The 12,144-nt window shown below is 61.6% G+C and carries 11 protein-coding genes; 10 read left to right on the top strand and 1 reads right to left on the bottom strand.

The features are described 5' to 3' along the window. Positions 1 to 173 precede the first annotated feature (173 nt). On the top strand, positions 174 to 1,466 hold the full coding sequence (gene cytX / locus ACU680_RS12560; RefSeq protein ID WP_448179588.1) for a putative hydroxymethylpyrimidine transporter CytX: 1,293 nt from the start codon (positions 174 to 176) through the stop codon (positions 1,464 to 1,466). On the opposite strand, the gene ACU680_RS12565 is transcribed toward cytX, so the two are convergent. Further along, positions 1,435 to 2,181 (bottom strand): RsiV family protein, encoded by a 747-nt coding sequence (locus ACU680_RS12565; protein WP_448179589.1) that lies wholly within the window; start codon positions 2,179 to 2,181, stop codon positions 1,435 to 1,437. The genes cytX and ACU680_RS12565 overlap by 32 nt on opposite strands. A gap of 229 nt (positions 2,182 to 2,410) precedes the next feature. On the opposite strand from ACU680_RS12565, the gene ACU680_RS12570 reads away from it, so the two are divergent. The 9 genes from ACU680_RS12570 to ACU680_RS12610 all read left to right on the top strand — a co-directional run bounded on the left by ACU680_RS12570 (position 2,411) and on the right by ACU680_RS12610 (position 11,864). Then, complete coding sequence (locus ACU680_RS12570; RefSeq protein WP_027611392.1) at positions 2,411 to 3,028, top strand: NUDIX domain-containing protein; 618 nt, start codon at positions 2,411 to 2,413, stop codon at positions 3,026 to 3,028. Continuing rightward, a complete protein-coding gene (locus ACU680_RS12575; RefSeq protein ID WP_007967395.1) occupies positions 3,019 to 3,471 on the top strand; it encodes a DUF1249 domain-containing protein in 453 nt (150 codons plus the stop codon). Before ACU680_RS12570 ends, ACU680_RS12575 begins: the two co-directional genes overlap by 10 nt. A gap of 99 nt (positions 3,472 to 3,570) precedes the next feature. Beyond that, positions 3,571 to 4,386, top strand: a complete 816-nt coding sequence (cpdA, locus tag ACU680_RS12580; RefSeq protein WP_448179590.1) for a 3',5'-cyclic-AMP phosphodiesterase — start codon at positions 3,571 to 3,573, stop codon at positions 4,384 to 4,386. A gap of 241 nt (positions 4,387 to 4,627) precedes the next feature. Beyond that, positions 4,628 to 5,236, top strand: coding sequence for a YqiA/YcfP family alpha/beta fold hydrolase (locus ACU680_RS12585; RefSeq protein WP_367082781.1), 609 nt, complete (start codon positions 4,628 to 4,630; stop codon positions 5,234 to 5,236). A 41-nt stretch (positions 5,237 to 5,277) separates the two neighbouring features. After that, positions 5,278 to 7,185: a DNA topoisomerase IV subunit B gene (gene parE / locus ACU680_RS12590; protein ID WP_448179591.1), complete on the top strand. Its 1,908-nt coding sequence runs from the start codon at positions 5,278 to 5,280 to the stop codon at positions 7,183 to 7,185. Next, positions 7,185 to 8,174 (top strand): esterase-like activity of phytase family protein, encoded by a 990-nt coding sequence (locus tag ACU680_RS12595; RefSeq protein WP_448179592.1) that lies wholly within the window; start codon positions 7,185 to 7,187, stop codon positions 8,172 to 8,174. Before parE ends, ACU680_RS12595 begins: the two co-directional genes overlap by 1 nt. Further along, a complete protein-coding gene (locus tag ACU680_RS12600) occupies positions 8,171 to 8,695 on the top strand; it encodes a retropepsin-like aspartic protease family protein (protein WP_007967403.1) in 525 nt (174 codons plus the stop codon). Before ACU680_RS12595 ends, ACU680_RS12600 begins: the two co-directional genes overlap by 4 nt. A 7-nt stretch (positions 8,696 to 8,702) precedes the next feature. Beyond that, positions 8,703 to 10,967, top strand: coding sequence for a DNA topoisomerase IV subunit A (gene parC, locus ACU680_RS12605; protein WP_096794754.1), 2,265 nt, complete (start codon positions 8,703 to 8,705; stop codon positions 10,965 to 10,967). 186 nt (positions 10,968 to 11,153) lie between these two features. Then, entirely contained in the window at positions 11,154 to 11,864 is a 711-nt protein-coding gene (locus tag ACU680_RS12610; protein ID WP_123585498.1) for a PqiC family protein, read from the top strand. The last annotated feature ends 280 nt before the right edge of the window (positions 11,865 to 12,144 follow it).

A 12,144-nucleotide genomic window follows, 5' to 3' on the forward strand; every position in this document is an offset into this window, starting at 1 on the left:
GCTTGCTCCCGCCCGGCTGCGAAGCAGTCGTAAATCCGGCCAACGCGTTCTGATTGAAAGAACGCGTTGGCCGGTTTTGGGTCTGCTGCGCAGACCAGCGGGAGCAAGCTCCCTCGCCACAGGCATGGTGTGCGATCACACACAACAACAAATGTCCCTCTGAGATAACACCCTTGAGCATTCAACCCGGCACTTATTCCCCTGACCTCGCCGTACCCGCCGACAAGCGAGTATTCGGCGGTCGCGATCTGTTTTCCCTGTGGTTCTCCCTCGGCATCGGCCTGATGGTCTTGCAGACCGGTGCCTTGCTCGCGCCCGGTCTGGGCCTCTCCGGTTCGCTGCTGGCGATTTTCCTCGGCACGCTGGTTGGCGTGCTGCTGTTGGCCGCCGTTGGCGTGATCGGCAGCGACACCGGTCTGTCGTCGATGGCCGCGCTGAAACTGAGTCTCGGCAGCAAAGGCGCAAGCCTGCCGGCGCTGCTCAACCTGTTGCAACTGATCGGTTGGGGCTCGTTCGAAATTATCGTCATGCGCGACGCCGCCAGCCTGCTCGGTACCCGCGCGTTCAGCGAAGGCTCGCTGTGGGCCAACCCGATGCTGTGGACCTTGTGCTTTGGTGCGCTGGCGACCCTGCTCGCGGTCAGCGGGCCGTTGACCTTCGTGCGCAAGATCCTGCGTAAATGGGGTATCTGGCTGATCCTCGCCGCGTGCATCTGGCTGACCTGGAATCTGTTCGCCAAGGCTGATCTGGCGGCACTCTGGGCGCGTGCCGGGGACGGTTCGATGCCGTTCGCCGTGGGCTTCGACATTGCCATCGCCATGCCGTTGTCGTGGCTGCCGCTGATCGCCGATTACTCGCGCTTCGGCAAGCGTGCGAAGAACGTGTTCGGCGGCACCGCCATCGGTTTCTTCATCGGCAATTTCTGGTTGATGAGCCTCGGTGTGGCCTACACCCTGGCGTTTGCGCCGAGTGGTGAGGTCAATGCGTTGCTGCTGGCACTGGCCGGGGCCGGTCTGGGGATTCCGCTGTTGCTGATTCTGCTGGATGAGTCGGAAAACGCTTTTGCTGACATTCATTCGGCAGCGGTGTCGAGCGGGATTCTGTTGCGCTTGAAAGTCGAGCATCTGGCCTTGGCCATCGGTGTGCTCTGCACCCTGATCGCGCTATTGGCGCCACTGGCGCAGTACCAGAACTTCCTGTTGCTGATCGGCTCGGTGTTCGCGCCGCTGTTCGGTGTGGTGCTGGTGGATCACTTCATCCTGCGCAAGCGCCGGGGCCAGATCGTTTCGGCCGCGTTGCGCTGGCCGGCGCTGTTGGCGTGGCTGGGCGGGATCAGCACCTACCACTTGCTGGCGAATCTGTACCCGGATGTCGGCGCGACCCTGCCGGCACTGGTGCTGGCAGGGCTGTTGCAGTTGGTGCTTGGCCGGGCCTTCAGTTACGGCCGGGAAACAGCTCAGGCTTGAGAATGCCGTTCAGACGCGGGTAAGGAATCTTCAGTTCGACGTGGCCCAGCGCGTAAGGCGCGATGGTGCTCACGTCGTACTTGAGGATCACCCCACCGTAGGTCAGCGCCACGTTCGGGGTTTTCACGAACGGCCAGCTCTTCACGAAATCCGCTTCCTGATCGAGCTTGGTGCTGATCAGCCAGCTGTTATGCGCCACTTGCGCCGCTTTCCAGAACGCCTCTTCCTGACCCGGCAGCAACATGTCCGACAGGTTCAGCACTTTATGCTGCTGGCGCGAATAGTTGATGAAACCGCGACCCGGCGTGCCATGGGCGCCACCGGTGTCGAGGTAACTCGACAGTTCGATGATCACCAAGCCGTCATGCTGCTCGCGTACCTTGGCCTGCAGATAGCTGCTGTTGCGCGGGCCGGCGGTACGCAGGAACTGCTCACGATAGGCGGCCAGGGTTGGCGCCACCGCTGCGTTCTGCTCGGTGCGGGTCATTTGCAGCAGACGTTTTTCGATAATGCCGTCCAGCGCAGGCTCGGCCGCGAAGTGCACGGTATCGATATTCACCAGCGGGCAGTCCGGGTTGGAACAGCCGGGTTTCAGGGTTTCCGACGCATCGCGGGTCGTGTCCAACGGCGTGCGGTAGTTGGGCTGGAACAGGTTGGCGCAGGCGCCCAGGGTCAGGGCGATGGCGGCCACGGAGGCAATTTTGAAAAGCGACATGGGCGTCCTTTCTGAAGCAGGGGAAGGCAAAAAGTTATCCGCTTCGACTCTCGCCGAAGCAGTCAGTTCGCCACTAAGCTAATTAGAGTGGGTTTCGCCGCCACCGTCCATCCCGCTGACGGTAAAGGGGCTGCATCAATCATGGCGGGCGCGTTAGGATGGCGCGAAGTAGAGGTCGCCAGTCACAACAAGCAACCTCGTATTGGATTTGCAGCAAGAGAGGATGCTCATGACAGATTTTGCCAACGCCACTCCGGCCACCGTCGACGTCGTAAAGCGCGAGCGCTGCTACGAGGGCTTCTACAAGCTCGACCGTTTGCACCTGCGCCATGAACTGTTCGCCGGCGGCATGAGTCGCGAGATCAACCGCGAAGTCTTCGTGCGTCACGATGCCGTGTGCCTGCTGCCTTACGATCCAAAGCGCGATGAAGTGGTGCTGCTCGAGCAGTTTCGCGTCGGTGCCATGGGCAAGACCGACAACCCGTGGCTGGTTGAACTGGTCGCCGGTCTGATCGACAAGGCCGAAGTGCCGGAAGAAGTTGCTCACCGCGAGGCGCAGGAGGAAGCTGGGCTGGACATCAAGGCCCTGTGGCCGATGACCAAATATTTTCCGTCGCCGGGCGGCAGCAACGAATTCGTGCATTTGTACCTGGGGCACTGCAGCACCGAAGGCGTAGGCGGCCTGCATGGGCTGGAGGAAGAAGCAGAAGACATCCGCGTCACGGTCTGGGCCTTTGAAGATGCCTTGCAGGCCGTCCGTGACGGACGCATTGCCAACGCGGCGAGCATCATCGCCTTGCAATGGCTGGCGCTGAACCGCGCCGAAGTGAGGGGGTTATGGTCGTAAACAAGTTGCGCGATCGCTATCGAGTCGACCTCGCCGGGCTGCAAGCTGCCTGCGAGGCCAACTACGCGCGCCTGATGCGACTGGTGCCGGACATGCGCAACGACCCCGAGGCGCGGCGGATCGCTGTGACCCAGGGCGAGCAGATGCTCGGCGTGCTGGCCCTCGAAGTGCTGCAGACCTGCCCGTACACCACCACGTTGCAGGTGCGTCAGGAACACAGTCTGCCGTGGCTGCCGGTACCGCAACTGGAAGTGCAGGTTTATCACGACGCGCGCATGGCCGAGGTCATCAGTGCCGAACATGCACGACGCTTTCGCGGCATCTATCCTTACCCGAACGCCGCGATGCATCAGCCGGATGAAAAGGCCCAGCTCAATCTGTTCCTGGGGGAATGGCTGAGCCATTGTCTGGCCCTGGGGCACGAGTACGAAGTCGTACGCTAGTTGTGAACTGCGTCCGGTTCGCCGGTTTCCCCTTTGCGTCATCCCCCAGCATAATTGCGGCACTCAACCGATTCCGTGCTTTTGCCCTGGGAGAACGCCTTGCCGAGCGTATCCGCATTGACCACCGCCGATCCGGCGTTGCTGGTGCAGCTATCCGACAGTCACCTGTTCGCCGAGGCGGACGGCACGCTGCTGGGCATGAACACCCGCGAGAGCCTGCAAAAGGTCATTGAGTTGGTGCTGGGGCAGCAGCCGCAGATCGATCTGATCCTCGCCACCGGTGATATATCCCAGGACGGCACGCTGGAGTCGTACCAGCAGTTTCGCCAGATGAGTGCGCAGATCGATGCGCCGGCGCGCTGGATTCCCGGCAATCACGATGAGCCACTGATCATGGCTGAGGCCGCGGTGCAAAGCGCACTGCTGGAGTCGGTGGTTGATATCGGCAACTGGCGTGTGACCCTGCTCGACTCGGCGGTGCCGGGTTCTGTGCCGGGTTATCTGCAGGACGATCAACTGCAGCTGCTGGCGCGTTCATTGAGTGAAGCCCCGGAGCGTCATCATCTGGTGTGTTTCCACCATCATCCGGTGTCGATTAATTGCCAATGGATGGAGCCGATCGGTTTGCGTAACCCCGAAGCGTTCTTCGAGGTGCTCGATCGTTTTCCCCAGGCCCGCGCAGTGCTGTGGGGGCATGTGCATCAGGAAATCGACCGCGAACGCAACGGCGTACGGCTGATGGCCTCGCCTTCGACCTGCATTCAGTTCGAGCCGGGCAGTGACGACTTCAAGGTCGGCGAGCAGGCACCGGGCTATCGCTGGTTGCGGCTGCTGCCGGACGGGCGGCTGGAGACAGGCGTGGAGCGCGTTACCGACTTCCAATTCACCGTCGATTACGGCTCCGAAGGTTACTGATTTCGATCAAGAGCCCCTCACCCCAGCCCTCTCCCGGAGGGAGAGGGAGCTGACCGAGGTGTCTGGCGTTATCCATCGACCTGAAAGAATGTGTCGATTATGGATTCGCTGAAACTCGCTCAAGTCGGTGTAGCTCTTGAATATCCCCCATTCAGTCCCCTCTCCCTCCGGGAGAGGGCTAGGGTGAGGGGCTTTCTCCCTGTAAACTCCGCTATCTTTCGCCGACACTCAGGGAGCTCAAATGTCCGGTTCGATCCTCTATATCCACGGTTTCAACAGCGCGCCGGCGTCGAAAAAGGCCTGTCAGCTGGTCGCGGTGATGGAGCGGCTGGGTTTGAGCGAGCAATTGCGTGTCCCGGCGCTGCACCACCATCCGCGTGAAGCCATCGGTCAGTTGCAGCAGGCGATTGCCGAGCTGGGCCGGCCGTTGCTGGTGGGAAGCTCCCTCGGCGGCTACTATGCGACTCACCTGGCTGAGCGCCACGGCTTGAAAGCCCTGCTGGTCAACCCGGCGGTCAGCCCGCACCGGATGTTCGACGGCTACCTGGGCACGCAGAAAAACCTGTATACCGATGAAACCTGGGAATTGACCCACGACCATGTGACGGCCCTGGCCGAGCTGGAAGTGCCGGCGCCCGTGGATGCACAGCGTTATCAGGTGTGGTTGCAGACCGGCGATGAAACACTGGATTATCGCCTCGCCCAGCAGTATTACCGGGCCTGCGCCTTGCGCATTCAGGCCGGCGGCGACCATGGTTACCAGGGTTTTGCCGAACAATTACCGGCGTTGTTGAGTTTTGCCGGCATTGGCGCCGATTTGTATCAGGCAATCGATTTCACCGCACTGTGAAGTCTTGCCCCTTTTCATTGAATCACTGACGACGAGACCCTATGGCCACTCCCAGCGCTAGCTCTTATAACGCCGACGCCATCGAAGTCCTCTCGGGCCTCGACCCGGTGCGCAAACGCCCCGGCATGTACACCGACACCAGTCGGCCGAACCACCTCGCCCAGGAAGTCATCGACAACAGTGTCGACGAAGCCCTGGCCGGCCACGCCAAATCGGTGCAGGTCATTCTGCACGCCGATCACTCGCTGGAAGTCAGCGACGACGGTCGCGGCATGCCGGTCGACATTCACCCGGAAGAGGGGGTGTCGGGTGTCGAGCTGATCCTCACCAAACTGCATGCGGGCGGCAAGTTTTCCAACAAGAACTACCAGTTCTCCGGCGGTCTGCACGGGGTGGGTATTTCCGTGGTCAACGCCTTGTCGACCGAAGTCCGGGTACGCGTGAAGCGTGACGGCAACGAATACCAGATGACCTTCAAGGATGGCTTCAAGGCCACCGAGCTGGAAATCGTCGGCACCGTCGGCAAGCGCAACACCGGCACCAGCGTGTACTTCGCGCCGGATCCGAAATATTTCGATTCACCGAAATTCTCCATCAGCCGCCTCAAGCACGTGCTCAAGGCCAAGGCTGTGTTGTGCCCGGGGCTGCTGGTCAGTTTCGAAGACAAAGGCACCGGCGAGAAAGTCGAGTGGCATTACGAAGACGGTCTGCGCTCGTATCTGGTAGACGCGGTCAGCGAATTCGAACGCCTGCCGGACGAGCCGTTCTGCGGCAGCCTCGCCGGTAATAAAGAAGCGGTCGACTGGGCGCTGCTGTGGCTGCCGGAAGGTGGCGACGCGGTGCAGGAAAGCTACGTCAACCTGATCCCGACGGCGCAGGGTGGTACCCACGTCAACGGTTTGCGTCAGGGCCTGCTGGATGCGATGCGCGAGTTCTGCGAATTCCGCAGCCTGCTGCCGCGCGGCGTGAAGCTGGCGCCGGAAGACGTCTGGGAGCGCATCGCTTTCGTGCTGTCGATGAAGATGCAGGAACCGCAATTCTCCGGCCAGACCAAAGAGCGTCTGTCGTCCCGGGAAGCGGCGGCGTTTGTCTCCGGGGTGGTCAAGGACGCCTTCAGCCTGTGGCTCAACGCCAACCCGGAAACCGGTCTGGCGCTGGCCGAACTGGCGATCAACAACGCCGGGCGTCGCCTCAAGGCGAGTAAAAAGGTCGAACGCAAGCGCGTCACCCAGGGGCCGGCGCTGCCGGGCAAACTGGCTGACTGCGCCGGGCAGGACCCGATGCGTTCCGAGCTGTTCCTGGTCGAAGGTGATTCCGCCGGTGGTTCCGCCAAGCAAGCGCGGGACAAGGAATTTCAGGCGATCCTGCCGTTGCGCGGCAAGATCCTCAACACCTGGGAAGTCGACGGCAGCGAAGTGCTGGCCAGCCAGGAAGTGCACAACATCGCCGTGGCCATCGGGGTTGATCCGGGTGCGGCAGACATGAGCCAGCTGCGTTACGGCAAAATCTGCATCCTCGCCGACGCCGACTCAGACGGTCTGCACATCGCGACCTTGCTTTGCGCGTTGTTCGTCCAGCATTTCCGCCCGTTGGTGGATGCCGGTCACGTCTACGTGGCGATGCCGCCGCTGTACCGCATCGACCTCGGCAAGGAGATCTACTACGCCCTCGACGAAGCCGAGCGCGACGGGATTCTCGACCGTCTGGTGGCCGAGAAGAAACGCGGCAAACCGCAGGTCACCCGATTCAAAGGTCTGGGTGAAATGAACCCGCCGCAATTGCGTGAAACCACCATGGACCCGAACACTCGACGTCTGGTGCAACTGACGCTGGGCGATGATTTCGCCGAGACCTCGGAAATGATGGACATGCTGCTGGCGAAGAAACGCGCCGGTGACCGCAAGAGCTGGCTCGAATCCAAGGGCAACCTCGCCGAGGTGACGGCCTGATGCGGTTTGGCTGGGCCTTGGCGGGTGCGTTGCTGCTGAGTGCGATGAGTGTGTCGGCCGAGCCGCTGCAGGAGCTGCGTGTGCTCTCCGAACACCCGGTCGAAGGCATGCGTGGCGGCAACCTGTCGGGACTGGCCCTGTGTGGCAGCGAGTTGTGGACGGTGTCGGACCGCGATGACGATCAGATCTATCGGCTCAATACCGCCGATCGGGTCTGGCAGGCCGAAGCCTTGCACATCGACGTGCCCCCGGTGCCGGAGACCGGTCTGCCGTGGGGATTGCGCTCGCGCAATTGGGCCGCGTCGTTCGTGCGCGGTGGCGACCTGGATTTCGAAGGCATCAGCTGCGACAGCGCCGGCAATCGCTACATTGTCAGCGAGGGCCACGCGGCGGTCTTGCAGGTGCCCGTCAGCGGCCCGGTCAACTGGCTGAAGATTTCGCCGATGATGGTTCGCGAAGCACGGGCCAGTGGCATGCTCCTGCATTTCAACGCGATCTTCGAAGGTCTGGCGATCAACCCGGCGGGCGATCAGATGTGGCTGGCCGGCGAACGGCAAAACCGCGGCTTGCTGCTGATCAAGCGTCAGCAGACGGTGTGGGATTGCGACGGTCGTTGCGTGCTGCTCAGCGAGGGCGGCAAGGAGATGCAGCCGCCGCAGTTTCCGCACGCCAAAGCGGTCGACCGCGACTTTTCCGACCTTTCGTTGTTCAACGGCAAATTGTTTACCCTTGAACGCAACGCCTTCCAGATTTGTCGGCGCGATGCGCAGACTGCCAAGGTCGAGCGCTGCTGGTCGTACGCCGCTGAACTGTTGCAGGCCAACCGCCGTTACGCGCAGAACTTCGGGTTGGAAGAGGCATTGATCGTTGACGCTGAGGGTGCGTGGGTCGGCGTCGACAATAATTTCGGCCCCCGCGCCGACGGTGAGGTAAGGCCGATCGTCTGGCGCTTCGCCGCGCCTGAAGGTGGCTGGAGCGCCAAGCCGTGAATCAGCAACCGCCGGGTAAACGCGCCGGCCGGGTGCTGATGATTCTGGCCTGGTGCGCGGGGCTGTTTCTGGCCACGCGGTTTTTCGGCCAGTGGGAAGAGCGTCAGCAGAATCCGAATGTCGTGGTCAGCTCCGAGCAGCATGACGGCGTGATCGAAGTGAAGCTGGCCGGCAACGCCCAAGGGCATTTTGTCGCCAGCGGCCAGATCAACGGTGAGCCGGTGGAGTTCATGCTCGACACCGGCGCGACCGATGTGGCGATCCCGGCGGATCTGGCCAAACGCTTGAAACTGGAAGAAGGCTTCGGTGTGACCCTGAGCACGGCCAACGGCCTGAGCCAGGGTTACCGGACAAAGATCGACCGCCTGCAACTGGGCGACATCGTGCTGCGGGATGTCCGCGCACTGGTGGCGCCGGGGCTGCATGGCGATCAGGTGCTGCTCGGCATGAGCGCCCTGAACAAACTTGAATTTACCCAGCGCGGTGGCACCATGCTGCTGCGCCAGACAACGAACCGATGAGGCCCGCATGAGCGACTCCCTTGATCTCAGCCTGGACGGTGTAGAACGCCGCTCGCTGGCTGACTTCACCGAAAATGCCTACCTCAACTACTCCATGTACGTGATCATGGACCGTGCCTTGCCGCATATCGGCGACGGCCTGAAACCGGTACAGCGGCGTATCGTCTACGCCATGAGCGAGCTGGGGCTGGACGCTGATTCCAAGCACAAGAAATCGGCACGTACCGTCGGTGACGTGCTCGGCAAGTTCCACCCGCACGGCGACTCAGCGTGCTACGAAGCGATGGTGCTGATGGCCCAGCCGTTCAGCTATCGCTACACACTGGTCGATGGCCAGGGCAACTGGGGTGCGCCGGACGATCCGAAATCCTTCGCCGCCATGCGTTACACCGAAGCCCGTCTGTCGCGTTATTCCGAAGTGCTGCTCAGCGAACTGGGCCAGGGCACCGCCGACTGGGGGCCGAACTTCGACGGTACCTTGCAGGAACCTTTGGTTCTGCCGGCGCGTTTGCCGAACATCCTGCTCAACGGCACCACCGGCATCGCTGTCGGTATGGCCACCGACGTGCCGCCGCACAACCTGCGCGAAGTCGCCACCGCCTGCGTGCGTCTGCTCGATGAGCCGAAAGCCACGGTCGAGCAGCTCTGCGAGCACATTCAAGGTCCGGATTACCCGACCGAAGCGGAAATCATCACGCCGCGCGCCGACCTGCTGAAAATGTACGAAACCGGCAAGGGCTCGGTGCGCATGCGCGCCGTGTATCACGTCGAGGACGGCGACATCATCGTCACCGCCCTGCCGCACCAGGTCTCCGGGGCCAAGGTGCTGGAGCAGATCGCCGCGCTGATGCAGGCCAAACCGTCGAAAGCACCGCAGATCGCTGACCTGCGTGACGAGTCCGACCACGAAAACCCGTGCCGCATCGTTATCATTCCGGTCAACAGCCGCGTTGATCACGAAGCGCTGATGCAGCACCTGTTCGCCAGCACCGAGCTGGAGTCGACCTACCGGGTCAACGTCAACATCATTGGTCTGGACGGCAAGCCGCAGCTGAAAAACCTGCGCGCCTTGCTGGTCGAATGGCTGGAATTCCGCGTGCTGACCGTGCGTCGCCGTCTGCAATTCCGCCTCGACAAGGTCGAACGTCGTCTGCACCTGTTGGACGGTTTGTTGATCGCCTACCTCAACCTGGATGAAGTGATTCACATCATCCGTACCGAGGAGCACCCGAAAGCCAAGCTGATCGAGCGTTTCGCCCTCAGCGAGATTCAGGCCGACTACATCCTCGACACCCGTCTGCGGCAGTTGGCGCGTCTGGAAGAGATGAAGCTGCGCGACGAGCAGGACGAACTGCTCAAGGAGCAAGCCAAGCTGCAAGCCCTGCTGGGCAGCGAAGCCAAGCTGAAGAAACTGGTGCGCACCGAGCTGCTGAAAGACGCTGAAACCTACGGCGATGACCGTCGTTCGCCGATCGTCGAGCGCGCTGAAGCGAAAGCGCTGACCGAACACGATCTGCTGCCGAACGAGAAAGTTACCGTCGTGCTGTCGGAAAAAGGCTGGATTCGTTCGGCCAAGGGCCATGACATCGATGCCACCGGCCTGTCGTACAAGGCGGGTGACGGCTTCAAGACCTCGGCGGCGGGGCGTTCCAACCAGTCTGCCGTGGTGATTGACTCCACTGGCCGCAGCTATTCGGTTGCCGCCCATACCTTGCCGTCGGCGCGCGGCCAGGGCGAACCGTTGACCGGGCGTCTGACCCCGCCACCGGGCGCGACTTTCGAATGCGTGCTGATGCCGGAAGACGATGCGCTGTACGTGATCGCCTCCGACGCCGGTTACGGTTTCGTGGTCAAAGGCGAAGACCTGCAAGCCAAGAACAAGGCCGGTAAAGCCCTGTTGAGCTTGCCGAACAACGCCAAGGTGATCGCGCCGCGTCCGGTGACTGATCGCGAGAATGACTTGCTTGCCGCCGTGACCAGCGAAGGGCGAATGCTGGTCTTCAATATCAGCGATTTGCCGCAGTTGGCGAAGGGCAAAGGCAACAAGATCATCGGTGTGCCGGGTGACCGTGTCGCCAGCCGTGAAGAGTTTGTCACGGACATTGCGGTTATCCCCGCGGGGGCTACGTTGATCCTGCAAGCAGGCAAACGTCCCTATAAACTGAAAGCTGAAGACCTCGAGCACTACAAAGGTGAGCGCGGACGGCGTGGCAACAAGCTTCCACGTGGCTTCCAGCGGGTCGATGCGCTGCTCGTCGAAAACCTCAATTAGGCGAAAACGCCCATCTAGAGGCGTCGATCTACGATTTAACGCGTAGATCGACGCTTTGGCGCTGGAGTCGGAACGCATATTCACGGATGATATGCCCTTTCCAAGCGCCGGCGTGGCCGAGCGTTCTTCATATTTATTGAGTATTTTCACTGTGGTCAGCCTTGTGGCGGCCACCTGGACGGGATGATGACTGCTCTGCGCCCCCTTATTTTTCTGCTCGCTGGCGTTTTGGGCCTGGCGGGCTGCAGCGTTCACCAGCCGGTGTCGCTGTATCAGCTGGACAGCGGAAGTCCGGCTCAGCCTGCGCAAAGCGCAGGCATGGCGGTTTTGTTGGGTCCGGTAGTCATTGCTGATTACCTGCAACGTGAAACCTTGCTGCAACGTCAACCGGACGGCAGCCTGCAAGCCTCGACCGACGGTCGCTGGGCTGGCAGCCTTTCGTCGGATATCGATCAATTGCTGATGCGTCAGGTGGCCGGCCATCTGGACAGCCAGCGTGTGGTATTGGCACCCGCCACTCTGGGATTTGCCCCGGATGTGCAGGTATTGCTGACCATCACGCGTCTGGACTCCGGTGAGAAACAACCGGCGATCCTCGATGCGCAATGGCGTCTGATCGACCGTCGTGGGCAGGTGCGCGACAACCGCATAGTTCATCTGCAGGAGCTGCATGCCGGCACCACGGCTTCGCAGGTGCAGGCGCAGGGGATTCTGCTGCAGCGTCTGGCCGAGCAGTTGTCGGTAGCGCTCAAGCCATTGGCCAACCAGCCTCCGGTGGCCGAAGCACCGCGTAAGGCAGCGCCTAAACCGGCAGCGCCGGCGGCGGATGCAGAGAAGCAGCCAAAGATTCCGATGGCTTCGCCGATTCGCACGGATATGGAAGTGTTCCGCTTCTAAGGCTGAATCAGCGTCAAACCAGAGCCCGCCTTGTGCGGGCTTTGTTGTGTCTGGGGTTTGGCAAGATCAAAAGCCCCTCACCCTAGCCCTCTCCCGGAGGGAGAGGGGACTGACCGAGGTGTCTGGCGTCATACGTCGACCTGAAAGGTCTTGGCGATTATGGCTTCGGTAGAGCAGAGGCGACCGAGGCGTCTGGTGTCATCCGTCGACCTGAAAGAGTTTGGCGATTATGGATTCAAAGCAGGACGTGCAGGTCGGTGTAACTCTGGAATATCCCCCA

Source organism: Pseudomonas sp. LF020, assembly GCF_053456425.1.

What these genes read in the sequence shown, in the direction of transcription:
- parC (WP_096794754.1), top strand. Translation starts at nt 8,703, where the DNA reads ATGAGCGACTCCCTTGATCTCAGCCTGGACGGTGTAGAACGCCGCTCG.
- ACU680_RS12565 (WP_448179589.1), bottom strand. Translation starts at nt 2,181, where the DNA reads ATGTCGCTTTTCAAAATTGCCTCCGTGGCCGCCATCGCCCTGACCCTG.
- ACU680_RS12575 (WP_007967395.1), top strand. Translation starts at nt 3,019, where the DNA reads ATGGTCGTAAACAAGTTGCGCGATCGCTATCGAGTCGACCTCGCCGGG.
- ACU680_RS12585 (WP_367082781.1), top strand. Translation starts at nt 4,628, where the DNA reads ATGTCCGGTTCGATCCTCTATATCCACGGTTTCAACAGCGCGCCGGCG.
- ACU680_RS12595 (WP_448179592.1), top strand. Translation starts at nt 7,185, where the DNA reads ATGCGGTTTGGCTGGGCCTTGGCGGGTGCGTTGCTGCTGAGTGCGATG.
- parE (WP_448179591.1), top strand. Translation starts at nt 5,278, where the DNA reads ATGGCCACTCCCAGCGCTAGCTCTTATAACGCCGACGCCATCGAAGTC.
- ACU680_RS12610 (WP_123585498.1), top strand. Translation starts at nt 11,154, where the DNA reads ATGACTGCTCTGCGCCCCCTTATTTTTCTGCTCGCTGGCGTTTTGGGC.
- ACU680_RS12570 (WP_027611392.1), top strand. Translation starts at nt 2,411, where the DNA reads ATGACAGATTTTGCCAACGCCACTCCGGCCACCGTCGACGTCGTAAAG.